A 24,041-nucleotide genomic window follows, 5' to 3' on the forward strand; every position below is an offset into this window, starting at 1 on the left:
CAAGAAAGTAGGTCGCCTCCCCGAAGGGGAGGTGAAACTGCTTTTGACTTTGAAGTTGAAGTTGAAGTTGAAGTTGAAGTTGAAGTTGCAGCTAAACCTATCAACCACCACCCCAAAAAGCGAAAAAGCGCGAACAACCGTCCGCGCCTAATCACCATCACCAACCCAACCCTTACGCCACCGCATCCGCCRGCTGCTTCTGCAGCAAAGCCAGCAACTGCGCCAATTCATCCCGCATCTTGCGGCGATCGACAATCATATCGATAGCGCCCTTCTGCAACAGGAACTCAGCCCGCTGGAAGCCTTCAGGCAGCTTCTCGCGCACCGTCTGTTCAATCACGCGCGGACCAGCAAAGCCGATCAAAGCCTTGGGTTCGGCGATCACAACGTCGCCCAGGAACGCAAAGCTGGCCGACACGCCGCCCATGGTGGGATCGGTCAGCACGCTGATAAACGGCAGCTTGGCATTCGACAGCTGGTTCAGCATCGACGTAGTCTTGGCCATCTGCAGCAGCGACAGCAGGCTTTCCTGCATACGCGCACCGCCCGTGGCGGTAATGCAGATAAACGGCACCTTCTGCTCCAGCGCCGCCTGGGCGCCACGCACAAAGCGCTCGCCCACCACCGAACCCATGGAGCCGCCCATGAATTCGAACTCGAAGCAGCTCACCACCACCGGAATGGTATGGATAGCGCCGCCGATCACGACCATGGCATCGGTCTCGCCGGTGTCGTCCATGGCGGCCTTGATGCGGTCGGGATACTTCTTGGTGTCCTTGAACTTGAGCGCGTCGACCGGCAGTATCTCCTGGCCGATCTCATAGCGGCCCTCGGCGTCCAGCAGCCCGTCGAGGCGGGCGCGGGCGCGGATGCGCATATGGTGGTCGCACTTGGGGCAGACGTGGAGGTTGGCCTCGACGTCGGTACGGTACAACACCGACTCGCACGACGGGCACTTGACCCACAGCCCTTCCGGAATGCCCTTGCGGGTGGAGGGGTCGGTCTGTTGAATCTTGGGGGGGAGGAGTTTATCCAACCAGCTCATGAAAGGCTCCTTTCGGCACATGCGCGGAACATGTCAGGCCGCGAATTTACCATGCCTGCGATCCGCAGTCCCCGTTCAGCCGGGGCGATGCGCCTGTTGCGGCACAACTGCCGCCAAAATCGTGCGTTTTTGTTGCATTGCCCGCCCGCGCGCAAGCACGGGCGGTGCCGCGTAAATCACGTTCAGGCGTCGAGCGCCTGGCGGATTTCCGCGATGAACGATTGCAGCGATTGTACCGCCTGGTCACGCGGCGCATCTTCGAGCAACTGCACCAGGCGGCTGCCGATCACCACGGCATCGGCCACGCTGCCGATCGTGCGCGCGGTCTGCGCGTCGCGGATGCCGAAGCCCACGCCCACCGGCAGGTTGGCATGGCGCTTGATCAGCGGAATGCGCGCGGCCACGCTATCGAGGTCGATGGTGGCCGAACCGGTCACGCCCTTGAGCGACACATAGTACAGGTAGCCGCTCGCCAGCTTGGCCACAGCTTCGATGCGATCGTCCGTGGAGGTGGGCGCCAGCAGGAAAATCGGGTCCATCCCGTGGGTGCGCATCTGCGCCGCGAAGGACTCGCACTCCTCGGGCGGGTAATCGACCACCAGCACGCCGTCGACGCCGGCCGCCGCCGCGGCCTTGGCGAAGACCGCCTCGCCCATGCGCTCGATCGGGTTGGCGTAACCCATCAGCACCACCGGCGTGGTGGCATTGGTCTGGCGGAACTCCGTCACCCAGGCCAGCACCTTGGTCAGCGTCACGCCCTGCGCGAGCGCGCGCTCGGAGGCACGCTGGATCACCGGGCCGTCGGCCATCGGGTCGGAAAACGGCACGCCGAGCTCGATGACGTCGGCGCCGCCCGCCACCAGCGCGTGCATCAGCGCAACGGTCAGGCCGGGCTCGGGATCGCCCGCGGTGATGAACGGAATCAGGCCCTTCTTGTTCTGCGCGGCTAGCGCCGCGAAAGTCGAATTGATTCGGGACATGGTCATTGAGCAATGGTGGGCAACGGCGTGGACAAGGCAGCCAGCAAGGGCTCGTCGTTCGCTGCTGCGATGTTCAGGGTAGCCGGCGCGGCCTGTGGCGAACTGATGCAAGCCGCGACGCGTTCGCGCGCCACGCGCACATAGTCGGGATTCATCTCGTAGCCGACGAATCGCCGTCCGTGCAGCGCGCAGGCCACCGCGGTCGTGCCGCTGCCGGTGAATGGGTCAAGCACCAGCCCGCCCGGCGGGCAACTGGCCAGCACCATGCGCTGCACGATATGCAGCGGCTTCTGGGTGGGATGGTCCGCACGTTCCGGATCTTGCCGGTGGATCCGCGGCACGCTCCACAGATCCTTCGGGTTGTAGCCCACCTCGAGCCATTTCTTGCCCTCGAAACGCGGTCGGCTGCGTGCCTTCTTGGTCTCGGCATCGTACGGCACGCGCACGGAGTCGAGATCGAAGTAATAGTCACGAGCCACGGCGAAGAACCCGATGTTGTCGTGCACCGAGGAGTACTTGCGCGTGGTGCCGCCCATGCTCGGTACGCGCCGGTCCCAGATGATCTCGTTGATCATGGTCAGCCGCTGCTTGAGCATCACGAACAGTTCCGGCGAGTATTGCCAGGTGCAGAACAGGTACAAGGAGCCGCGCGGCGCCAGCTTGGGCACCACCGCATCGATCCAGCGCGCCGACCATTCCAGGTAGGCTTGCCCGGACAGGCGGTCAGAGTCGTTGCCGTAATCCTTGCCCAGGCCATAGGGCGGATCGGCCACGATCAGGTCGATGGAGCCGTCGGCAATGCGCTTGATGCCTTCCAGCACGTCTTCCTGGTAAAGCGTCAGTTGCGGCGCCGCGAGGGGTGCGGACGGGGCGCCGCCTTCAGCGGCGCCCGGCGGGAGAAAGTCGCGCATCAGAGCTTCAGCCCCGAACGTTCGGCCACGGTATGCATGTCCTTGTCGCCCCGGCCCGACAGATTCACCAGCAGCAGCTTGTCCTTGGGCAGCGTCGGCGCCAGCTTGCAGGCGTAGGCAATGGCGTGGCTGGATTCCAGTGCCGGGATGATGCCTTCGATGCGGCAACAGTCGTGGAAGGCCTTGAGCGCTTCCTCATCGGTGATCGGCACATACTCGGCGCGGCCGATGTCCTTGAGCCATGCGTGCTCGGGACCGACGCCCGGATAGTCCAGCCCGGCGGAAATCGAATGCGTCTCGATGATCTGGCCGTCGGCATCCTGCAGCAGGTAGGTGCGGTTGCCGTGCAGCACGCCCGGCGAGCCGCCGATCAGCGCGGCGGCATGGCGGCCGGTTTCGAGCCCGTCGCCGGCGGCTTCCACGCCGATCAGGCGCACGTCCTTGTGCTCGATATACGGGTAGAAGATGCCCATGGCATTGGAACCGCCGCCCACGCAGGCGATCACGGCGTCGGGCTGGCGGCCCGTCAGTTCGGGCATCTGGACCTTGGATTCTTCGCCGATCACGCACTGGAAATCGCGCACCATCATCGGGTAGGGGTGCGGGCCGGCCACGGTGCCGATGATGTAGAAGGTGTTCTCGACGTTGGTGACCCAGTCGCGCATCGCTTCATTGAGCGCGTCCTTGAGGGTCTTGGAGCCGCTTTCCACCGGCACCACGGTMGCGCCSAGCAGCTTCATGCGGTAGACGTTGGCAGCCTGGCGCTTGACGTCTTCCGAGCCCATGTAGACCACGCATTCCATGCCAAAGCGCGCGGCGATGGTCGCGGTGGCCACGCCGTGCTGGCCAGCGCCGGTCTCGGCAATCACCCGCGGCTTGCCCATGCGTTTGGCCAGCAGTGCCTGGCCAATCACGTTATTGATCTTGTGGGCGCCGGTGTGGTTGAGGTCTTCGCGCTTGAGATAGATCTGCGCGCCGCCGAGCATCTCGCTCCAGCGTTGCGCGTGATAGATCGGCGAGGGCCGGCCGACGAAATGCTTCAGTTCGCGGCGGTATTCCGCGTCGAACTCGGGATCTTTCTGGAAGTGGGCATAGGCTTCGCGCAGTTCGTCCAGCGCGTGCACCAGCGTTTCGGAAACGAAGGAACCACCATAGGGGCCGAAATGGCCACGGGAATCGGGCAGGTCGTACATGAGTCAGCTCTTCTGAACAGGGCCCTTGCCGGTCTGGCAGGGGCTCGATGACGTTAGGGTCGTGCGCGGGGCAGGCACGGAGCAGGCGGGAGGCTGGCTGCCCGATGGGCAAGCTGCCCTACCCGGCATCCGCGCTGCGCACGGCGCGCACGAAGGCGGCAATCCTGGCGTGGTCTTTCACGCCTTTGGCGGCCTCCACGCCACTGCTTACATCGACAGCGTAGGGCCGCACGCGCTCAATCGCGCCAGCGACGTTTTGCGCGTTCAACCCACCACTCAAAACGATCCGAGGAGCGGCGCTTGCGGTCGGGTTGTGGGTGGGTGGAAGCCATGCCGGGGGTATCAGGGTCCAGTCGAAGACGTGCCCGCCACCGCCGTAGCCTTCGACGAAGGCATCAAGCAGCAAGGCAGCGGCATCACGATACAGATCCGCGAATTCTACCAAATCAAGGCCGGGCTGGACGCGTGCCGCGCGCAGAAACGGCAGCCGGCAGCGCTGGGCCGCCTGCGTGCAAGCCTCCGGGCTCTCGTCGCCATGGAATTGCAGTAGCGTAAGCGGCACACGCTCGACCACATGGGCGATCTCGTCGGCATCCGCGTTGACGAACAGCCCCACAACCGAGACGAAGGCGCCGGCGGCTTCGGCCAGCGCGGCGGCGCGCGCCACCTCGACAAAGCGGGGGCTGCCCGGATAGAAAACCAGGCCGATCGCGTCGGCGCCGGCATCCACTGCCGCGCGAACGTCATCCTCGCGCGTGAGCCCGCAGATCTTGACGCGGGTGCGGCGCGGCGCGGCGCGGCCCGGCTCAGGCGACTGGGTCATTGGCAAACACTCCATGGAACAGGCTGGCCGCCGTGTCCGCGACCGGAATCCCGTATTGCTCAGGATACTTCACCCCGGCGAGGTAGAGGCCGTCGGGCATGAAGGTGGGTGCTGCCTTGGCGCGACTGCGCCCGGCCAGCACTTCGGCCATCCAGCCCGGCGGGTAGCGGCCCCGCCCTACCGCGACCAGGCACCCCATCAGGTTGCGCACCATGTGATGCAGGAAGGCGCTGGCGCGAAAACGCACGAACAACCAATCGCCATCGGCCTTGAGCGTGATGTCGTACATGGTCTTGACTGGCGACTTGGCCTGGCACTCTGCGGCGCGGAAGGCGGAAAAATCGTGCTCGCCCAGCAGGCAGGCAGTAGCGGCGCGCATGGCGTCGACGTCCAGGCCCTGGCCCGGCGGCAGCATCTGGTAGCCAGCCCTGCCGTGCACCAGCGGCACGCGGTGCGGGCCGGTATAGAGCGCGTAGTAGTACATGCGCTCGAAGGCCAGGAAACGCGCATGGAAGCCCTCGTCGACCGGCCTGGCCCATTGCAGCGCGATGCTGGGCGGCAGGAAGGCGTTGACGCCCCGCACCCAGGAGAACGGCTCGCGCGACAAGTCGGTGTCGATATGGATCACCTGTCCGAGCGCATGCACGCCGGTATCGGTGCGGCCTGCCACCGTGGTCTGCACACGGCGGCCGGCGAAGCGCTCAATTGCGTCTTCTAGCCGGTCCTGCACCGTATTGCGGTGCGGTTGCGACTGCCAGCCGGAGAAAGCGGCACCGTCGTAATGGAGGCCGAGGGCGATGCGGTTCATGAGGCGGAAATTGACAAGCGGAAATTGACGGGCAAAGCGCGAACGAATGAACGAAAACGGAGCACAACCGGCGAAAGCCAGCGATTGCCGGCCCGCAAAAAGCAAATGCGCCGGGAGCCAGGCTCCCGGCGCATCCGTGGCGAGCTGCCGGGCGCATTGCCTGCGCACAGCCCGCCATCATACAGCCTGGCCTGTCAGGCCACGTCACGCAGCAGGCTGCGGGCCTCCGTCAACAGGGGATCCTGCGACTGATCCACCACTTCCTGCAGCAGTTCCCGCGCGCCTTCCTTGTCGCCGATTTCGATATAGGCCCTAGCCAGATCGAACTTGATCTGCATGTCGCGGCCACCATCGACGACGTCCGCCGACAAGGTGCTCGGGGAGATCCCGCGCGACGTGTCCAGCCCGCTCTCCGCGCTCACGCGCGACAGGTCGATCGGCTCGGACAGCTTGCCGTCGCGCAGCATCGTAGGCGCCGGCAGCGACGATGCGCCATAGAAAGTACGGGTCTCGTGGCTATCGCCCACCGAGTCGTCCCGGCTGTCCGGATTGAGGTCCAGCGAAATACCGGACATATCGAAGTCGAGCGGTCGGCTGCGCGTGGGCGTATCCAGCGCCGGGATATCCTCATGGGCGCCGTGGCCCTGGGGTGCCGGCAAATCCAGATCCAGGTCAAGGCCATCGTCCAGGCGGGTGGCAAGTGCCTCAGGCAACGCGTCGGCATCGCCGAACACGAGCGAGGCCGACTCCGGCGCGGTAATCGGCGCGCCGGCCGCGGGCGCGGGAAAGCCGTCGAGCGGCAACGCCAGATCAGCCAGGTCCGCCAGCGCGGTCTCGCGGGGTGCCGCCGCCGGATCCTGCGAGGGATCGTGGGTGCGCCACTGATCGCCCGGCAAGGTAGTGGTATCGCCGGAAGCCGTGTCCGGCGCCACGCTCAGGTACAAAGCGTTGCCCGGCTCGAGGCGCCGTCCCATTTCCGCTGCCTGTACCCACTCCGCCCCTTGTCCGCCCGTCTGGGCGAACATTTCTTCTGCAATCACGCGAAAACCTTCCACATCCTGACGATTATTGTAAATCTCCATGAGCTTCAGGCGGATCGCCTGGCGCTCAGGGTTTTGCTGCAGCGCTTCGCGCAGGATCTCCTCGGCCTGCACATCACGCCCGTAGGCGATATAGACATCGGCCTCGGCAATCGGGTCGACCTCGTTGGCTTCCGCGGCATTGTTGCCAATGCGGAAATCAGCGCCGAACACACTGTGCTGCGAAGTATCGACGCTCTGTCCACCTGCGGTGCCGAACAGTGAATTGCCGCCCGCCATGACGGTGCTTTCCTGCGACAGGACGCTGTCCCCGAAGGCAGCGTTCTCGCTGGACTTCTGTTGCTGCCGCCGACGATAGATGGCATAGCCGCCCAGCAAGGCGATCAGCAGGCCACCACCGGGCAGCAGCATGGGGTTGGCCAGCAGATCCTCGATGAAGGACGGCTGTGCCACCGGCTGGGGCTGCGTCACGACCGGCGGGCGCTTGGCAGTCGGCGTGGAGGCGGCGGCAGGATTGGCGGCGGCAACGGCGGTGTCCGCCGCACTTGCATTCGCGCCGCTGGCGCCAGCATTAGCGGAGGCCGCCGAAGCCGGCGCTGCCGCGGTTGCGGTGGTTGCAGCCGCAGTCGCCGCCGTGGCAGCGCTGGCACCCGCGCCAGCCTCCGCCGTGACCGGTGCGGCGGTGGCGCCGGCGTCGGCCTTGGCCGTACCGGCGGGCACCACGGCAGGCGCAGCCGACGGCGCCGCGGCAGGCGCAGCCGACGGCGCCGCGGCGCCATCCTTGCCCGCGCTCTTCTGCGTCTGGGCCAGCTTGGCAATCTCGGCGTTCTTCAGCTCGACCAGCCGCTGCATGTCACTAACGTTCTTCTCAAGCTGCGCGAGACGCGCCTCGGCTTCCTTGAGTTGCCGTTCCTTGGCGATACTGCTTTCCGCAGCGGCGGCGGCGGCCTGGCTACCCCGGTCGGGCTTGCTGAGCTTGAGTTCGTCGCGCGGGCCCGCGGCCGGCGCAGCCTGTTCCTGCACGCGTGCGGTGACATTGCCCGACTGTTCGCGGCCACTGCCGGCTTCGACCGTGCGCGCGGCGGCGGCCGTCGCCAGGCGGCTACGGTAAGCGTCAAAGCCGTGCGTGCGTGCCACCACCTCGCGCCGCGCCGCCCGCGGCGTGACCGATTGCGCTTCCTGCTGGCTGGGCACCTTGAGCACGGCGCCCGCCTTGAGGCGGTTCATATTGCCGCCAATGAACGCGTTCGGATTGTTGCGATACAGCGCGACCAGCATCTGGTCGAGCGAGACCGCATCCTGCCCCTGGGAGGCTTCGTTGGCAATGGCAGTGAGGTTATCCCCGCGCTGGACGGTGTACATGCCGGCAGCCGCGGCCGTACCTTCAGCCACCGGCGCTGCGGCACGGTGCGGCCGTGGCGCCGGTGCCTTGGCTTGCGGCCGTGGCGCCTGGCTAGCCGCCACCGGGGCCGGTGCCGCGGCGGGCACAGGCGCAGCGCTTGGCGCGGGAGCCGATGCCGCCGGGCCGGCAGCGCCGGCCTCATCCGGGGTTCCCGCCTGCACCACCGTGGTGGGCGAGAAAGTCTGGTTGGATGGCTTGGCGCCGGCCGGATCCAGCAGGAAGGTGTAGGCGCGCGACACCTTGCCGCTAGCCCATGTCATGTCGACCAGGATGTCGACGAAAGGCTCGCTGAGTGGCTGGGTTGACCGGACCCTCGCCACATAGCTGCCGTTGGGACGGCGCTCGACCTGCAGCCGCAGGCTGTTGACCGCCGGCAGATAGGTCAGGCCGGCCTTGGCATACGCATCGGGCGACGCCAGCTTGACGGTCAGCCCGTCCGCTTCTTCCGCACTGACACCACTAATATCGATTTCCGCCTGCAGCGGCTGACCCAGATTCGACTGTACCCGTAGTTGCCCGAACCCCGCGGCGTAAGCGGCCGGCTGCGCGAGCAGCAAACCCAGTGCCGTGAAGGCCAGCGTTGACCAGCGCTGGCGGGCTATAGGCGCATCTTTCCGGCGATGTTGGCTCACACTCACCTTGTGCTCCGTTGTGTTCTAGTAATGAAATTAACTTAACATCAATGGTTTAGCGCAGCAAGTTAGCGTCCCGACTGAGCCCCGCGCCAACTCGTACGGACGTGCGGACGACCGCCCCGCAGCCCGGCATATGCCGGCTGTATTGTGACGCACCGCCGGGAAAAATAGTCAGCCGGGAATGACAACGCCGCGCACAGGCGCGGCGTTGTCATCAAAGCCGGGGGTTTCTGTTGCCTTGCTGCAACGAAACCCCCGAACACCCGGCCCAGGACCATAAGACATGCCTTGAGGCTGCCTGAAGGGCCACTCCCGGACTCAGGCTTCGATCAGGATGCGCAGCATACGGCGCAGCGGTTCGGCGGCGCCCCACAGCAACTGGTCGCCGACGGTGAAGGCCGACAGGTATTCACCACCCATCTGCATCTTACGCAAACGCCCCACCGGAATGGTCAGGGTACCGGTCACGGCTGCCGGCGTGAGGTCGGTCATGCTGGCCTCACGGGTATTTGGCACAACCTTGGCCCACTGGTTGTTTTCGGCCAGCATGCCTTCGATCTCATCGAGCGGCACATCGCGGCGCAGCTTGATGGTCAGCGCCTGCGAATGGCAGCGCATCGCGCCAATGCGCACGCACAGGCCGTCCACGGCGATCGGCGAAGCGCCGGTCGCGCCCAGGAAGCCTTCGCCGCGGCCCAGGATCTTGTTGGTCTCGGCGCCGGCCTTCCACTCTTCCTTCGACACGCCGTTGCCCAGATCCTTGTCGATCCAGGGAATCAGGTTGCCGGCGAGAGGCACGCCGAACTGCTTGGTTTCGTCGGCCGACAGGCCGTGCTGGGTTGCCAGGATGGTACGGTCAATTTCCAGGATGGCCGATGCCGGGTTATCCAGCAGCGACTTGACCGACGCATTGAGCGTGCCGAACTGCGTCAGCAGCTCGCGCATGTGCTGCGCACCGCCGCCCGAAGCGGCCTGGTAGGTCATGGAGGTCATCCAGTCGATCAGATCGTGCTGGAACAGGCCGCCCAGGCCCATCATCATGCAGCTGACCGTGCAGTTGCCGCCGATGAAATTCTTGACGCCCTTGGTCAGCGCGTCCTTGATGACACCGAGGTTGACCGGATCGAGCACGATGATGGCATCGTCCTTCATGCGCAGCGAGGACGCCGCATCGATCCAGTAGCCCTTCCACCCGGCCGCGCGCAGCTTCGGGAAAATCTCGTTGGTGTAATCGCCGCCCTGGGCCGTGAGGACCACGTCGCACTTCTTCAGCGCTTCGATGTCGTTCGCGTCCTGGAGCTTGGTTTCATTCTTGGCCATGGCCGGGGCCTGGCCGCCAGCGTTGGACGTGCTGAAGAATACGGGCTCGATATGGTCGAAATCGCGCTCTTCCTGCATGCGTTGCATCAGGACGCTGCCGACCATTCCTCGCCAGCCGACGAGACCTACAATCATGACTAACCTCGGATGTGATTTGAACTTCCCCGCGCTTTCTTCGCCCGACGTGACTGCGCGGGGAAGACGAGCAGGCACGACGAACGATCTAGCCGATCGTTTTGGTAATAATGGTTTTAATCGTCGTTGCGGTAAGCGGGTGGCCGTGCGAACCCAGGCCAACCGGGCTGCGGGTAGCAACCGGGGCGGCGATGGCAGTCGAGGGGGACTGGAAGATTCGGACCATCCGCAAAGTCTACACGATTTTGCGGCGCTGCCACACGGGGGAAATCGGGGACAAATAAAAGAAAAGGCGCCGCATGCGGCGCCTTTTCAACTTGATACGGCTTACAGCGCGGCCAGGACGGCCTCGCCCATCTCGCGCGTACCGACCTGCTTGCAGCCCGGCGTCAGGATGTCGCCGGTGCGATAGCCCTGGGCCAGTACCTTCTTGACGGCGTTCTCGATGCGGTCGGCCTGTTCGGCGCGGTTCAGCGAGAAGCGCAGCATCATCGCCGCCGACAGGATGGTGGCCAGCGGATTGGCCACGCCCTTGCCGGCGATGTCGGGCGCGGAACCGTGCGAAGGCTCGTACAGGCCCTTGTTATTGGCGTCCAGCGAAGCCGACGGCAGCATCCCGATCGAACCCGTCAGCATGGCGGCCTCGTCCGACAGGATGTCGCCGAACATATTGCCGGTGACGATGACGTCGAAGCTCTTGGGTGCCTTGACCAGTTGCATGGCCGCGTTGTCCACGTACATGTGCGACAGCTCGACTTCCGGATATTCCTTGTGCACGTCGATCACGACGTCCTTCCAGAACTGGAAAGTCTCGAGCACATTGGCCTTGTCGACGCTGCACAGCTTCTTGCCGCGCTTGGCGGCGGCCTGGAAGGCGACATGCGCGATGCGGCGGATTTCCGGCTCGCTGTAGCGCATCGTGTCAAAGCCTTCGCGCGCGCCCTTGAAGGGACCGTCCGGCGCTTCGCGCATGCCGCGCGGCTGGCCGAAATAGATGTCGCCGTTCAGTTCGCGCACGATCAGGATATCCAGGCCGGCTACCAGTTCGGGCTTCAGGCTGGAGGCGCCGGTCAGCTCCGGATAGCAGATCGCCGGACGGAAGTTGGCGAACAGTTGCAGGTGCTTGCGCAGACCCAGGATGGCCTGCTCGGGACGCAGCGGGCGATCCAGCTTGTCGTACTTCCAGTCGCCCACGGCGCCGAACAGGATAGCGTCGGCGTCCTTGGCCAGCTTGAGCGTGGCGTCGGGCAGCGGATGGCCGCTGGCCTCGTAGCCCGCGCCGCCCACCGGCGCGGTTTCCAGCTCGAACTTCTCGTCGAGCGCGTTCAGGACCTTGACGGCCTCCGCGATGATTTCGGGACCGATGCCGTCACCCGGCAGGACTGCGATTTTCATGCTCTGTCTTCCTTTTATGTCTCGGCGTTCCAGCCAGTCTCAACCAACCACGCGATTGTTCAGCCACGGCATCTTCGCCACGCGTTCCGCCTCGTATGCCTTGATCTTGTCGGCATGGCGCAGGCTCAGGCCGATATCGTCGAAACCATTGAGCATGCAGTACTTGCGGAACGGTGCGATATCGAACGCGTAGCTGTCGCCGCCCGGCGTGATCACCAGTTGCTTGTCGAGATCGATCGTCAGCTTGTAGCCGTTGAACGCGTTGGTCTCGTTGAAGATATGGTCGACTTGCAACTCGGTCAGAACGACCGGCAGCAGGCCGTTCTTGTAGCAGTTGTTAAAGAAGATGTCGGCAAAGCTCGGCGCAATCACGGCGCGGAAGCCGTATTGCGTCAGCGCCCACGGCGCGTGCTCGCGCGAGCTGCCGCAACCGAAATTACGGCGTGCCAGCAGGATCGAGCCACCCTGGTAGCGCGGCTGGTTGAGCACGAAGTCCGGGTTCAGCGGCCGCTTGCTGTTGTCCTGGCCGGGCTGGCCCACGTCCTTGTAGCGCCACTCGTCGAACAGGTTGGGGCCGAAGCCGGTACGCTTGATCGACTTGAGGAATTGCTTGGGGATGATGGCGTCGGTGTCGACGTTCTCGCGGTCCAGGGGCACCGTGAGCCCGCTGTGTACAGTGAACTTGTCCATGGTCGGTTCCTTACTTCTTTGCCGCGTTTTCGAGCGAGCGGCCTGCGGCCTGTGTGTCCTTGCCAAGGCCGGCCATCGTATGGCAGCCGGCCAGTTGCAGCATGCACACGCATGCGAGCAACACGATCAGGGCTTGTTTCATGATGAGCCTGCGCGATTTAGCCGAGCTGGCGGATATCGACAAAGTGGCCTTCGATGGCAGCAGCGGCAGCCATCGCCGGGCTCACCAGGTGAGTCCGGCCACCCGCGCCCTGCCGCCCTTCGAAATTGCGGTTCGAGGTCGATGCGCAGCGCTCGCCCGCTTCCAGGCGGTCGGCATTCATGGCCAGGCACATCGAGCAGCCCGGCTCGCGCCACTCGAAGCCTGCGGCCTTGAAGACCTTGTCCAGCCCTTCGCGCTCGGCCTGCTCCTTGACCAGGCCAGAACCCGGCACCACCATCGCCAGCTTCACGTTGTTCGCCACGCGGCGGCCCAGCTTCTGCACGACCCAGGCGGCGGCGCGCATGTCTTCGATGCGGGAGTTGGTGCAGGAACCGATGAAGACCTTGTCGATCTTGATGCTGTCCACCGGCACGTTAGGCTGCAGGCCCATGTACTCCAGCGCGCGCTCCATGGCGTTGCGCTTGTTTGGGTCTTTTTCCTTCTCGGGATCCGGCACGCGGTCCTCGATGCTGATCACCATCTCGGGCGAGGTGCCCCAGGTCACTTGCGGGCGGACCTCTTCCGCGCGCAACTCGACCACCTGGTCGAAATGCGCGCCGGCGTCCGAATGCAGCGTGCGCCAGTAGTTCACGGCCTGCTCCCACTCCACGCCCTGCGGCGAGAACGGGCGGCCCTTGACGTATTCGAGCGTGACATCGTCGACGGCAACCAGGCCAGCGCGCGCACCCGCCTCGATGGCCATGTTGCACACCGTCATGCGCCCTTCCATGGTCAGGTCGCGGATGGCCGAACCGGCAAACTCAATGGTGTACCCGGTGCCACCGGCGGTGCCGATCTTGCCGATCACGGCCAGCACGATGTCCTTGGCGGTACAGCCGCGCGGCAGCTTGCCTTCCACGCGCACCAGCATGTTCTTGGCCTTCTTGCCCAGCAGCGTCTGTGTGGCCAGCACGTGCTCCACCTCGGAGGTGCCGATGCCGTGCGCCAGCGCGCCGAACGCGCCGTGCGTGCTGGTATGCGAATCGCCGCACACCACCGTCATGCCCGGCAGCGTGGCGCCCTGCTCCGGCCCGATCACGTGCACGATGCCCTGGCGCAGGTCGTTCATCTTGAACTGGGTGATGCCATACGCGTCGCAGTTGTTGTCCAGCGTGTCCACCTGCAGCTTCGACACCGGATCCGAAATACCCTGGCTGCGATCGGTGGTCGGCACGTTGTGGTCCGACACCGCCAGGTTGGCGCTGATGCGCCATACCGGGCGCTGCGCCAGCTTCAGGCCTTCAAACGCCTGCGGGCTGGTGACTTCGTGCAACAGATGCCGGTCGATGTACAGCATCGTGGTGCCGTCATCCTCGACGTGCACGGTGTGGTCATCCCAAAGTTTGTCGTAAAGCGTCTTGGCCATGATGCAGGGGGGCGGGCCGGGACCGTTCGGAACTGCACGGTTGGCGGCGTCGCGCGGTAGTTTGCGGGGATTTTTCGCAGGAATGCGGGCAATGAACTGCGGCTTGCTGCGATGCTTGACTTCGCAATCGATTATGCCACAGCGATAGCGCGCGACCGGGCCCTGGCCGGGCCGCGCGGCGGCGGGAATGTAATGTGATTGGCGAAAGGGGGATTTCGCCGATGGCGAAAAGGGGGGAATGGCGTGGGCGTTCTCCCGCTCGGCCGCCAGGCGGACGAGCGGGGAAAAAGATGGGCTCAACCGCCCAGATACGCGCTCTTGATACGATCGTTGGCCAACAGGTTGGCGCCAGTGTCCGCCAGCACCACGCGCCCCGTCTCCAGCACATAGCCACGATCCGCCACGCCCAGCGCCTTGTTCGCGTTCTGCTCCACCAGGAACACAGTGACGCCTTCGTCACGAATGGTCCGGATGATGTCGAAGATCTGCGCGATCACCAGCGGCGCCAGGCCGAGGGTAGGCTCATCCAGCAATAGCAGCCGGGGCCGGCTCATCAGCGCGCGGCCGATGGCCAGCATCTGCTGCTCGCCGCCGGACATGGTCCCGGCGCGCTGGGCCGAGCGCTGCTTCAGGCGCGGGAAGAGCTTGTAGACGTGCTCGACGCCCGCCTCGATCTCGTCGCGCTTGCCGAAGAAGGCGCCCATCTTCAGGTTTTCCAGCACCGTCAGGCTGGGAAACACGCGCCTCCCTTCCGGCGAGATCGCCATGCCGAGACGCATGATCTCGTGGGTAGGACGCCGCGTGATGTCCTGTCCTTCGAACATCACGCGTCCGCTCGACGCGCGCGGCGAGCCGCACACGGTCATCATCAGCGTGGTCTTGCCAGCGCCGTTGCTGCCGATCAGCGTGACGATCTCGCCCTTGTTCACTTCGATCGATACGCCAGACAGCGCTTCAATGGCGCCGTAATGGGTATGGACCTTTTCCAGCTTCAGCATCRGTCCTCTCCCAGGTAAGCCTTGATCACGCGCGGATCGTTACGCACTTCGGCCGGTTTGCCGATCACGATCGGCCGGCCGTGCTCCATCACCAGGATGCGGTCGGACACGCCCATCACCAGGCTCATGTCGTGTTCGATCAGCAGCACCGAGATCTTGAACTCGCGCCGCAACTGGTCGATCAGTTGCGACAACTCGACCTTTTCCTGCGGGTTGAGCCCGGCCGCGGGCTCATCGAGCATCAACAGGCGCGGATTGGTGATCATGCAACGCGCGATCTCCAGCCGGCGCTGGTGGCCGTACGACAGCGTGCCCGCCTCGCGGTTGGCCACGCCACGCAGACCCATGCGCTCGAGCCACACCGAAGCGCGCTCCAGCGCCTCGCGTTCGGCGCGGCGATAGGCCGGCGTGGCGAACAGCCCGTGCAGCAGGCCGGAGCGCACCTGCAGGTGCTGTGCCACCAGCAGGTTCTCCACCACCGTCAGTTGCTTGAACAGACGGATATTCTGGAACGTGCGCACCAGCCCGCGGCGCGCCACCTGGTGGCTCGGCAGGCGGGCAATCGAATGGCCGTCCAGCGAGACCTCGCCGGCGGTCGGCTTGTAGAAGCCGCCCACGCAGTTGAACACCGTGGTCTTGCCCGCGCCGTTGGGGCCGATGATGGCGAAGACTTCGTCACGGCGCACATCGAAATCGATGCCGTCGACCGCCAGCAGGCCGCCGAAGCGCATCTGCAGGCCGGAGACTTTCAGCAGTTCCGCTTGTTGAACTTGACTCATTGCGGCAACTCCACGTGGGGGCGGCTCGCGGGCAGCAGGCCCTGCGGACGCCACATCATCATCAGCACCATCACCAGGCCAAAGATCAGCATGCGGTACTCGGCAAAGCCGCGTGCCATTTCCGGCAGCGCGGTCAGCAGGATGGCCGCCAGGATCACGCCCAGTTGCGAGCCCATGCCGCCCAGCACCACCACCGCCAGGATCAGCGCGGACTCGATGAAGGTGAACGATTCGGGATTAACCAGGCCCTGGCGCGCGGCGAAGAACGCGCCGCCCAGGCCGGCGAAGGCCGCGCCCAGCGTAAATGCCGACAGCTTGATGCGGGTCGGGTTCAGGCCGAGCGAACGGCAGGCGATCTCATCCTCGCGCAGGGCTTCCCACGCGCGCCCCATCGGCATGCGGATCAGCCGGCTGGTGACGAACAGCGTGAAGCCCACCAGCAGCAGCGCCAGCAGGTACAGGAAGATCACCATGTGCTCGCCGCTGTAGTCCCAGCCCAGCAGCTCGTGGAAAGTCTTGGCGCCCTCCACGCTCGCGCTGCGTGCCATCTCGATGCCGAACACGGTCGGCTTCGGGATGCCCGACACGCCGTCCGGGCCACCGGTCAGGCTGGTCAGGTTGTTGAGCAGCAGGCGGATGATTTCGCCGAAGCCCAGCGTGACGATGGCCAGGTAATCGCCACGCAGCCGCAGCACCGGGAAGCCCAGCAGGAAACCGAAGGTGGCCGACATGCAGGCTGCGATCGGCAGGCATTCCCAGAAGGTCAGGCCGAAGTACTGGTTGAGCAGTGCGTAGGTGTAGCCGCCCACCGCGTAAAAGCCGACGTAGCCCAGGTCAAGCAGCCCGGCGTAGCCCACCACGATGTTCAGGCCCAGCCCGAGGATCACGTAGATCAGTGCCAGCGTGGCCACGTCCACCGCGCCGCGCGAGCCGAAGAACGGGAACACCAAGCCGACCGCCAGCAGCAGCCAGATCACCTTGCGTTGCTGGCCGGTGCCCAGCGCGGGCAGGCTCGGCACCTTGACGCCGGCGGTGGCGCGCAGGAACAGCGGCTTGAACAGCTGGAACAGGAAGACCGCGCCCACCGCCAGCCAGACCGGCTTCCAGTGCGGCTCGAACACAACCTTGTAGCCGTCCAGCTTGAGCTGCAGCCCCAGCACGGGAATAGTCAGGATGGCCGTCATCACGGCCGCGACGATGGCGTTCTTCAGGGTCTGCCCTGCCGGGGCGCTTTGCGCCACGTTGATCGGCGTAGAAATAGCTTGTGTCATGGCGTCATACCTTTTCAACGTCGGGCTTGCCCAGCAGGCCGGTCGGGCGGAACAGCAGGATCAGCACCAGCAGGCCGAAGGCCACCACGTCCTTGTACTCGGCCGGCATGTAGCCGGAGGCAAAGGTTTCCGCCAAGCCCAGCAGCACACCGCCCAGCATGGCGCCGGGGATGCTGCCGATGCCGCCAAGCACCGCCGCGGTAAAAGCCTTGATGCCTGCGACGAAGCCGATATAGGGATTGAGCTTGCCGATGGTCAGGCCGATCAGCACACCGCCCACCGCCGCCAGCATCGCGCCCAGCACGAAGGTGAAGGAGATCACGCGGTTGGTGTCGATGCCGAGCAGGTTGGCCATGCGCATGTCTTCGGCGCAGGCGCGGCAGGCGCGGCCCATGCGCGAATGGCCGATAAACAGCGTCAGCGCGATCATCAGCACCAGCGTCACGCCCACGATCAGCAGCCGCGAATACGGCATGGTCACGGTGAAGTCGCTGCCCATCTGGAACTCGATGGCGCCGGAGAGCAGCACCGGCACGGACACGTCGCGCGCGCCCTGCCCGATCTGCACATAGTTCTGCAGGAAGATCGACATGCCGATGGCGGAGATCAGCGGCACCAGCCGCGGCCCGCCGCGCAGGGGCCGGTAGGCCACCCGCTCCACCGCGAAGCCGTACAGGCCGGTGACCAGCACCGAAACCAGCAAGGCGGCGCCCAGCACCAGCGGCAGCGGATAACCCGCGCTCGCACCGATCGCAGTGAGCGTCACCAGGCCCACGTAGGCGCCGATCATATAGATCTCGCCGTGGGCAAAATTGATCATGCCGATGATGCCGTAGACCATGGTGTAGCCAATGGCAATCAGCGCATAGATCGCACCCAGCGTCAGGCCATTGACCAGTTGCTGGGTGAACTGCGGAAGGAACTCGTTCATGCGGGAAGCCCCATAACTTTGAAGCAGGAGAAGCCGGCGCTGCAGGAGATGCGCAAGCGCCTGGCAAGCTCCGTGATGCCGGAGTTGCCCAGGCACCGGCTGCGGCGGATAAGCCGCACCGGCCGGGCAACCGGACCCCGATACCAAAACGCCCCGCTCAAACCATGAGCGGGGCGTATCAAGCCGATGTGCGGCTTAGTTGGCAGCGGTCTTGGTAGCGTCCTTGTGCCAGGTGAACACAACGAACCTGAACGACTTCAGGTCGCCCTGCGCGTCGTACTCGACCTTGCCGATCGGGGTCTGGAAGGCGTTCTTGTGCATGTAGGCCGCGACCTTGGTCGGGTCGGTGCTCTTGGCGCCGGCGATGGCGTCGCCGATGATCTGGACCGCGGCATAGGCCGGCATCTGGAACGGGCCGTTGGCATCGCGCTTTTTGTCGGCGAAAGCCTTGACCAGCGCGGCATTGGACGGATCGGCGGAGAAGTCGGCCGGCAACGTCACCAGCATGCCTTCGGACGACGCGCCGGCAATGGCGGTCACGTCCTTGTTGCCCACGCCTTCAGGACCCATGAAGGTCGCCTTGACGCCCTGCTCGCGCGCCTGGCGCATCAGCAGGCCCATTTCCGGGTGGTAGCCGCCGAAGTAGACGAAGTCCACGCCTTGCGACTTGAGCTTGGTGATCACGGCGGAGTAGTCCGAATCGCCGGCATTCACGCCTTCGAACACGGCGACCGGGATCTTGGCGGCTTCCAGGTCCTTCTTCACCGAGGACGCGATGCCCTGACCGTACGACTGCTTGTCGTGCAGGATCGCAACCTTCTTGGGCTTGACCTTGGTGATGATGTACTGGGCAGCGGCCGGGCCTTGCTGGTCGTCACGGCCGATGGTGCGGAAGATGAACTTGCGCTTCTTGTTTTCGGTCAGCTGCGGCGCGGTGGCCGACGGGGTGACCATCACGACGCCTTCGTTCTCGTAGATGTCGGAGGCGGGGATGGTCGAGCCCGAGCACACGTGCCCGATTACGTAGTGGATCTTCTGGCTGACGATCTTGTTGGCAACCGCCACGGCTTGCTTGGGTTCGCAGGCGTCGTCCATCAGCACCACTTCGAACTTGTTGCCGCCCGCGCCGCCGGCGGCATTGATCTGCTCGATGGCAGTCAGCGCGCCAGCCTTGACCATGTCGCCGTACTGGGCAACCGAGCCGCTCATGGGGCCGGCAATGGCAATCTTGATGGTCTCCGCGTTGGCGGTGGCGCCGAAAGCGCACAGGGCCGTGGCCAGGGAGATGGACGTAAGACGGGACAGCGTCATCAGGAGCTCCTCGATATGTATTGGTCATGGACTGAGGCGGCATGACCTGCGCAATCGAACAACACCCGCGAGCTACAACCTGGAAGACGCCCGAGACGCGGAAGACGGGCCTGCAAGACATAAAGCGTGTGCGGGGCCCGGCATGTGCCAGCCCTCCCGGATACAGCGGAGAGGACCTTGGTTCGGAAAGACAACGTTAATGCGTTCTCTATTGCGCAGGTGATTCGCCTGCCCCGCTCGCCTCAACGCAGTCCGGAAGGGTGGCCCGGCTGCTGTCGGCAAAGCAGCCCGCATTATAGGGTCAAACTCCGCGCCGGATGGCATATTTGCACAACAAATGAGGACGCAATTAGCAGATTTTCGGCACAAATCATCGAAAATTGACGTTTTCGCCACCTTTTCGGCAATCATTCTTTTGCGACGCACAAGGGCTGCCTGGCCTGAATGACAAACGCCCCGGCATGGCCGGGGCGTTTGGTATTGCTGCGCTGCTCACGGGGACCAGGTTATCCACACCCTACTTCGGCATGGCCCCCTGCCCTTGGGCGAAAAGCTCAACGCGTGCCGATATCCGGCACGTTGCGGCTTGCCGCACCGTTGAACAGCTGGCGCGGACGGCCGATCTTGTACTCCGGATCGGTGATCATTTCTTCCCACTGCGAGATCCAGCCCGGCGTGCGTGCCAGGGCGAAGATGCAGGTGAACAGCGACGTCGGGATGCCCAGCGCGCGCTGCACGATGCCCGAGTAGAAGTCGACGTTCGGGTACAGCTTGCGGCTGACGAAGTACTCGTCTTCCAGCGCGATCTTTTCCAGTTCCATGGCGAGCTTGAACAGCGGGTCGTTGTGCAGGCCCAGTTCGTTCAGCACTTCATAGCAGGTTTCGCGCATCAGCTTGGCACGCGGGTCGTAGTTCTTGTACACGCGGTGGCCAAAGCCCATCAGGCGGACGCCCGAGTTCTTGTCCTTGACCTGCTTGATGAACTCCGTGATGTTGTCGACGCTGCCGATTTCCTCAAGCATCTTGAGGGCGGCTTCGTTGGCGCCACCGTGGGCCGGGCCCCACAGGCAAGCCACGCCGGCGGCGATGGCGGCGAACKGGTTGGTACCCGAGGAGCCGGCCAGGCGCACCGTGGAGGTGGATGCGTTCTGCTCGTGGTCCGCGTGCAGGATGAAGATGCGGTCCAGCGCGCGCTCGAGCACCGGGTTCACCTTGTACGGAGCGCACGGCGTGGAGAACATCATCTGCATGAAGTTGCCCGAGTAGGACAGGTCGTTCTGCGGATAGATGTACGGCTGGCCGATGTTGTACTTGTAGGCCATGGCGACCAGGGTCGGCATCTTGGCGATCAGGCGGATCGCGGAGATTTCGCGCTGGTGCGGATCATCGATGTCCATGGCGTCGTGGTAGAACGCGCTCATGGCACCCACCAGGCCCGTCAGGACGGCCATCGGGTGGGCATCGCGGCGGAAGCCGCGCAGGAAAAACTGCATCTGCTCGTGAACCATGGTGTGGTTCATCACGGCACCGACGAATTCTTCCTTCTGCTTGGCGTTGGGCAGTTCGCCCTTGAGCAGCAGGTAGCAGGTTTCCAGGTGGTCGCACTTGGTCGCCAGCTGCTCGATCGGGTAGCCGCGGTACAGCAGTTCGCCCTTGTCGCCGTCGATATAGGTGATCTTCGAATTGCACGAAGCCGTCGACATGAAACCGGGGTCATAGGTGAACTTGCCGGTTTGTCCGTACAGCTTGCGAATATCGATTACGTCGGGGCCAACGGTACCCGTATAAATCGGCAGCTCAACGCTGGGGGAACCATCGGAAAACGATAGCGTGGCTTTCACATCGGACGGCGTCATGTCGGTTCCTTCTAATGCTGACTAATAATGTTGACGAAACTCAGACCGAACGCAGCAGGGCAATCACGTGCTGCATCGGGGGCGTGTCGAGCTCACCGTCCAGCTCCTTGCGGGCAAGCAGCAGGTCCATCAACTCGTTGTCGCTCAGCTCGAACAGCTCGGAGAGCGCGGCCACGTCCTGGTCGGATAGGCTTTCTTCGTAACGGTTGAAAAAACGTTCGACGATGATGTCGTTCTCCAGGAGGCCGCGCCGCGCGCGCCAGCGCAGTCGCGCACGCCGGTGCGGATCGGCCTGGTGGGAGAAACTGGGGGAAACACTTTCGGTCATAGGTACCTACTTCCGGCGCGCCGGTCGGGTATGCAGTTTGATAGCCCGGACTGACGCGCCGCTTACATCCACCGCGCGGATCAGACCGAGCGGCGAACCATCAGCTCCTTGATCTTGCCGATGGCCTTGGTCGGGTTCAGTCCCTTCGGGCAAACGTCGACGCAGTTCATGATGCTGTGGCAACGGAACAGGCGGTACGGGTCGTTCAGGTCGTCCAGACGCTCGCTGGTCGCCTGGTCGCGGCTGTCCGCGATAAAGCGATAGGCTTGCAGCAGGCCGGCCGGGCCGACGAACTTGTCCGGGTTCCACCAGAACGACGGGCACGACGTCGAGCAGCTTGCGCACAGGATGCACTCATACAGGCCATCCAGCTCGTCGCGTTCCTCGGGCGACTGCAGGCGCTCTTTCTCGGGCGGCGGCTCGTCGTTGATGAGGTACGGCTTGATCGAGTTGTACTGCTTGAAGAACTGCGTCATGTCGACGATCAGGTCGCGCACCACCGGCAGGCCGGGCAGCGGACGCAATACGATGCGGTCCGGCAGCTCGCGCATATTGGTCAGGCAGGCCAGACCGTTCTTGCCGTTGATGTTCATCGCGTCCGAACCACACACGCCTTCGCGGCAGGAACGGCGGAACGAGATGGTTTCGTCCAGCTTCTTCAGCTTGACCAGCGCGTCCAGCAACATGCGCTCATGACCGTCAAGCTCGACCTCGTAAGTCTGCATGCGGGGCGCAGCATCCTTGTCCGGATCGTAGCGGTAGACTTCGAAAATACGCTTCATTTCTGTGGGTCCTGTGGGTCGTCTACGGCGGTGCTTAGAAGGTCCGGGCCTTGGGCGGAACGCTTTCCACCGTCAGCGGGTTCATCTTCACCGGCTTGTATTCGAGGCGGTTGCCTTCGCTGTAGAACAGGGTGTGCTTGAGCCAGCTCTCGTCGTCGCGATTCGGGAAATCGCTGTGCGCGTGCGCACCGCGGGATTCCTTGCGGGCAGCCGCCGAGATCATGGTGGCCTTCGCCACTTCCACCAGGTTGGCCACTTCCAGGGCTTCCACCAGTGCGGTGTTGAAGACCTTGGACTTGTCCTTCAGGTGAATGTTGTTGGCACGCTCGGTCACTTCCAGGATGCGCTCGACGCCCTCATCCATCAGCTTCTGCGTACGGAACACGCCCGCATGCGACTGCATGTTCTTGCGGATGTCGTTGGCCACGTCCTGGGTGTATTCACCCGAGGTCGACGATTGCAGCTTGGCCAGGCGCGACATGGCGCGGTCGGCGGCATCGGCCGGCAGCGGCTTGTGCTCTTTCTGCTTGATCGCCGTCGCCGCGATATGGTTGCCGGCCGCGCGGCCGAACACCACCAGGTCCAGCAGCGAGTTGGTGCCCAGGCGGTTGGCGCCGTGCACCGACACGCAGGAGCATTCGCCGATCGCGTAGAAACCGTTGATGACCTCGTTGGGATTGCCGTTCTTCGGCGCCACCACCTGGCCATTGATATTCGTCGGGATACCGCCCATCTGGTAATGGATGGTCGGCACCACCGGGATCGGTTCCTTGATCGCGTCCACGTTGGCGAACTTGACGCCGATCTCGCGGATCGACGGCAGGCGCTTCATGATGGTGTCCGCGCCAACGTGCGTCAGGTCCAGCAGCACGTAGTCGCCGTTCGGGCCGCAGCCGCGGCCTTCCTTGATTTCCTGGTCCATCGAGCGCGAGACGAAGTCGCGCGGCGCCAGGTCCTTCAGCGTCGGCGCATAGCGCTCCATGAAGCGCTCGCCGTCCTTGTTGCGCAGGATACCGCCTTCGCCGCGCACGCCTTCGGTGATCAGCACGCCCGCGCCGGCCACGCCGGTCGGGTGGAACTGCCAGAACTCCATGTCCTCCAGCGGCACGCCTGCGCGCGCTGCCATGCCCAGGCCGTCACCGGTGTTGATGAAGGCGTTGGTCGAAGCGGCATAGATCCGGCCGGCGCCGCCGGTGGCGAACAGCGTGGTCTTGGCTTCGAGGATGTAGACTTCGCCGGTTTCCATTTCCAGCGCGGTCACGCCCAGCACGTCGCCGTCGGCGTCGCGGATCAGGTCCAGCGCCATCCATTCGACGAAGAAGTGCGTCTTGGCGCGCACATTACGCTGGTACAGCGTATGCAGCAGTGCGTGGCCGGTACGGTCGGCCGCGGCGCAAGCGCGCTGGACCGGCTTCTCGCCGTAGTTGGACGTGTGGCCGCCAAACGGACGCTGGTAGATGGTGCCGTCGGGGTTGCGGTCGAACGGCATGCCGAAGTGTTCGAGCTCGTAGACCACCTTGGGCGCTTCACGGCACATGAATTCGATCGCGTCCTGGTCGCCCAGCCAATCGGAACCCTTGATGGTGTCGTAGAAGTGATAGTGCCAGTTGTCCTCGCTCATGTTGCCGAGCGAGGCGCCGATGCCGCCCTGCGCCGCCACGGTGTGCGAGCGGGTCGGGAAAACCTTGGAAAGCACGGCCACGTTCAGGCCGGCCTCTGCGAGCTGGAGGGATGCGCGCATCCCGGCGCCGCCCGCCCCGACGATGACCACGTCAAAGCGACGACGCGGCAATCCTGTCTTGACTGCGACCATTTATTACACCCTCCAGAGAATCTGAGC

The 24,041-nt window shown here is 64.4% G+C and carries 21 protein-coding genes; all 21 read right to left on the reverse strand.

Translation table 11 applies throughout. The features are described 5' to 3' along the window. Positions 1–172 precede the first annotated feature (172 nt). Positions 173–1,045: an acetyl-CoA carboxylase, carboxyltransferase subunit beta gene (gene accD, locus AC1DN0_RS33375; RefSeq protein WP_477146328.1), complete on the reverse strand. Its 873-nt coding sequence runs from the start codon at positions 1,043–1,045 to the stop codon at positions 173–175. A 182-nt stretch (positions 1,046–1,227) separates the two neighbouring features. Beyond that, on the reverse strand, positions 1,228–2,025 hold the full coding sequence (gene trpA, locus AC1DN0_RS33380) for a tryptophan synthase subunit alpha (RefSeq protein ID WP_477102348.1): 798 nt from the start codon (positions 2,023–2,025) through the stop codon (positions 1,228–1,230). Positions 2,026–2,027: 2 nt separating this feature from the next. Beyond that, positions 2,028–2,936 carry a DNA-methyltransferase gene (locus AC1DN0_RS33385; protein ID WP_441637294.1) on the reverse strand — a complete coding sequence of 303 codons (909 nt, stop codon included), beginning with the start codon at positions 2,934–2,936 and terminating at the stop codon, positions 2,028–2,030. Beyond that, entirely contained in the window at positions 2,936–4,129 is a 1,194-nt protein-coding gene (gene trpB / locus AC1DN0_RS33390; RefSeq protein WP_441637292.1) for a tryptophan synthase subunit beta, read from the reverse strand. The genes AC1DN0_RS33385 and trpB overlap by 1 nt, the downstream gene beginning before the upstream one ends. A 118-nt stretch (positions 4,130–4,247) precedes the next feature. After that, positions 4,248–4,952 (reverse strand): phosphoribosylanthranilate isomerase, encoded by a 705-nt coding sequence (locus AC1DN0_RS33395; protein ID WP_276286721.1) that lies wholly within the window; start codon positions 4,950–4,952, stop codon positions 4,248–4,250. Further along, a complete protein-coding gene (gene truA / locus AC1DN0_RS33400) occupies positions 4,936–5,760 on the reverse strand; it encodes a tRNA pseudouridine(38-40) synthase TruA (RefSeq protein WP_441637290.1) in 825 nt (274 codons plus the stop codon). The genes AC1DN0_RS33395 and truA overlap by 17 nt, the downstream gene beginning before the upstream one ends. Before the next feature lie 194 nt (positions 5,761–5,954). Beyond that, positions 5,955–8,840: a motility hub landmark protein FimV gene (locus AC1DN0_RS33405; protein ID WP_477111985.1), complete on the reverse strand. Its 2,886-nt coding sequence runs from the start codon at positions 8,838–8,840 to the stop codon at positions 5,955–5,957. 315 nt (positions 8,841–9,155) lie between these two features. Continuing rightward, positions 9,156–10,292, reverse strand: coding sequence for an aspartate-semialdehyde dehydrogenase (gene asd / locus AC1DN0_RS33410; protein ID WP_035866073.1), 1,137 nt, complete (start codon positions 10,290–10,292; stop codon positions 9,156–9,158). Positions 10,293–10,619: 327 nt separating this feature from the next. After that, a complete protein-coding gene (gene leuB / locus AC1DN0_RS33415; protein WP_441635708.1) occupies positions 10,620–11,687 on the reverse strand; it encodes a 3-isopropylmalate dehydrogenase in 1,068 nt (355 codons plus the stop codon). A 39-nt stretch (positions 11,688–11,726) separates the two neighbouring features. Further along, positions 11,727–12,377 carry a 3-isopropylmalate dehydratase small subunit gene (gene leuD, locus AC1DN0_RS33420; protein ID WP_035866068.1) on the reverse strand — a complete coding sequence of 217 codons (651 nt, stop codon included), beginning with the start codon at positions 12,375–12,377 and terminating at the stop codon, positions 11,727–11,729. A 10-nt stretch (positions 12,378–12,387) separates the two neighbouring features. Further along, positions 12,388–12,519 carry an entericidin A/B family lipoprotein gene (locus AC1DN0_RS33425; RefSeq protein ID WP_441635711.1) on the reverse strand — a complete coding sequence of 44 codons (132 nt, stop codon included), beginning with the start codon at positions 12,517–12,519 and terminating at the stop codon, positions 12,388–12,390. A 16-nt stretch (positions 12,520–12,535) separates the two neighbouring features. Continuing rightward, positions 12,536–13,945, reverse strand: coding sequence for a 3-isopropylmalate dehydratase large subunit (gene leuC / locus AC1DN0_RS33430; RefSeq protein WP_441635713.1), 1,410 nt, complete (start codon positions 13,943–13,945; stop codon positions 12,536–12,538). Positions 13,946–14,241: 296 nt separating this feature from the next. Continuing rightward, the gene (locus tag AC1DN0_RS33435) at positions 14,242–14,943 is read right to left on the reverse strand and encodes an ABC transporter ATP-binding protein (RefSeq protein ID WP_035866058.1); all 702 of its coding nucleotides are present in this window, start codon (positions 14,941–14,943) and stop codon (positions 14,242–14,244) included. After that, positions 14,937–15,722 carry a high-affinity branched-chain amino acid ABC transporter ATP-binding protein LivG gene (gene livG / locus AC1DN0_RS33440; protein ID WP_477146329.1) on the reverse strand — a complete coding sequence of 262 codons (786 nt, stop codon included), beginning with the start codon at positions 15,720–15,722 and terminating at the stop codon, positions 14,937–14,939. The genes AC1DN0_RS33435 and livG overlap by 7 nt, the downstream gene beginning before the upstream one ends. After that, positions 15,719–16,993: a high-affinity branched-chain amino acid ABC transporter permease LivM gene (locus tag AC1DN0_RS33445; RefSeq protein WP_441635715.1), complete on the reverse strand. Its 1,275-nt coding sequence runs from the start codon at positions 16,991–16,993 to the stop codon at positions 15,719–15,721. The genes livG and AC1DN0_RS33445 overlap by 4 nt, the downstream gene beginning before the upstream one ends. Before the next feature lie 4 nt (positions 16,994–16,997). Then, positions 16,998–17,924 carry a high-affinity branched-chain amino acid ABC transporter permease LivH gene (gene livH, locus AC1DN0_RS33450; protein ID WP_441635717.1) on the reverse strand — a complete coding sequence of 309 codons (927 nt, stop codon included), beginning with the start codon at positions 17,922–17,924 and terminating at the stop codon, positions 16,998–17,000. Between the two features lie 195 nt (positions 17,925–18,119). Then, positions 18,120–19,235 carry a branched-chain amino acid ABC transporter substrate-binding protein gene (locus AC1DN0_RS33455; RefSeq protein ID WP_441635719.1) on the reverse strand — a complete coding sequence of 372 codons (1,116 nt, stop codon included), beginning with the start codon at positions 19,233–19,235 and terminating at the stop codon, positions 18,120–18,122. Between the two features lie 554 nt (positions 19,236–19,789). After that, entirely contained in the window at positions 19,790–21,091 is a 1,302-nt protein-coding gene (gltA, locus tag AC1DN0_RS33460) for a citrate synthase (protein WP_477146330.1), read from the reverse strand. Positions 21,092–21,131: 40 nt separating this feature from the next. Continuing rightward, positions 21,132–21,419 (reverse strand): FAD assembly factor SdhE, encoded by a 288-nt coding sequence (locus AC1DN0_RS33465; protein WP_045242020.1) that lies wholly within the window; start codon positions 21,417–21,419, stop codon positions 21,132–21,134. Between the two features lie 80 nt (positions 21,420–21,499). Next, positions 21,500–22,201, reverse strand: coding sequence for a succinate dehydrogenase iron-sulfur subunit (locus AC1DN0_RS33470; protein ID WP_045242019.1), 702 nt, complete (start codon positions 22,199–22,201; stop codon positions 21,500–21,502). Positions 22,202–22,235: 34 nt separating this feature from the next. After that, a complete protein-coding gene (gene sdhA, locus AC1DN0_RS33475; RefSeq protein ID WP_045242018.1) occupies positions 22,236–24,014 on the reverse strand; it encodes a succinate dehydrogenase flavoprotein subunit in 1,779 nt (592 codons plus the stop codon). Positions 24,015–24,041 lie beyond the last annotated feature (27 nt).

It is taken from the genome of Cupriavidus sp. 05N39, assembly GCF_056397325.1.

What these genes read in the sequence shown, in the direction of transcription:
- trpA (WP_477102348.1), bottom strand. Translation starts at nt 2,025, where the DNA reads ATGTCCCGAATCAATTCGACTTTCGCGGCGCTAGCCGCGCAGAACAAG.
- AC1DN0_RS33385 (WP_441637294.1), bottom strand. Translation starts at nt 2,936, where the DNA reads ATGCGCGACTTTCTCCCGCCGGGCGCCGCTGAAGGCGGCGCCCCGTCC.
- AC1DN0_RS33395 (WP_276286721.1), bottom strand. Translation starts at nt 4,952, where the DNA reads ATGACCCAGTCGCCTGAGCCGGGCCGCGCCGCGCCGCGCCGCACCCGC.
- truA (WP_441637290.1), bottom strand. Translation starts at nt 5,760, where the DNA reads ATGAACCGCATCGCCCTCGGCCTCCATTACGACGGTGCCGCTTTCTCC.
- asd (WP_035866073.1), bottom strand. Translation starts at nt 10,292, where the DNA reads ATGATTGTAGGTCTCGTCGGCTGGCGAGGAATGGTCGGCAGCGTCCTG.
- leuB (WP_441635708.1), bottom strand. Translation starts at nt 11,687, where the DNA reads ATGAAAATCGCAGTCCTGCCGGGTGACGGCATCGGTCCCGAAATCATC.
- leuD (WP_035866068.1), bottom strand. Translation starts at nt 12,377, where the DNA reads ATGGACAAGTTCACTGTACACAGCGGGCTCACGGTGCCCCTGGACCGC.
- AC1DN0_RS33425 (WP_441635711.1), bottom strand. Translation starts at nt 12,519, where the DNA reads ATGAAACAAGCCCTGATCGTGTTGCTCGCATGCGTGTGCATGCTGCAA.
- leuC (WP_441635713.1), bottom strand. Translation starts at nt 13,945, where the DNA reads ATGGCCAAGACGCTTTACGACAAACTTTGGGATGACCACACCGTGCAC.
- AC1DN0_RS33435 (WP_035866058.1), bottom strand. Translation starts at nt 14,943, where the DNA reads ATGCTGAAGCTGGAAAAGGTCCATACCCATTACGGCGCCATTGAAGCG.
- AC1DN0_RS33445 (WP_441635715.1), bottom strand. Translation starts at nt 16,993, where the DNA reads ATGACACAAGCTATTTCTACGCCGATCAACGTGGCGCAAAGCGCCCCG.
- livH (WP_441635717.1), bottom strand. Translation starts at nt 17,924, where the DNA reads ATGAACGAGTTCCTTCCGCAGTTCACCCAGCAACTGGTCAATGGCCTG.
- AC1DN0_RS33455 (WP_441635719.1), bottom strand. Translation starts at nt 19,235, where the DNA reads ATGACGCTGTCCCGTCTTACGTCCATCTCCCTGGCCACGGCCCTGTGC.
- AC1DN0_RS33465 (WP_045242020.1), bottom strand. Translation starts at nt 21,419, where the DNA reads ATGACCGAAAGTGTTTCCCCCAGTTTCTCCCACCAGGCCGATCCGCAC.
- AC1DN0_RS33470 (WP_045242019.1), bottom strand. Translation starts at nt 22,201, where the DNA reads ATGAAGCGTATTTTCGAAGTCTACCGCTACGATCCGGACAAGGATGCT.
- sdhA (WP_045242018.1), bottom strand. Translation starts at nt 24,014, where the DNA reads ATGGTCGCAGTCAAGACAGGATTGCCGCGTCGTCGCTTTGACGTGGTC.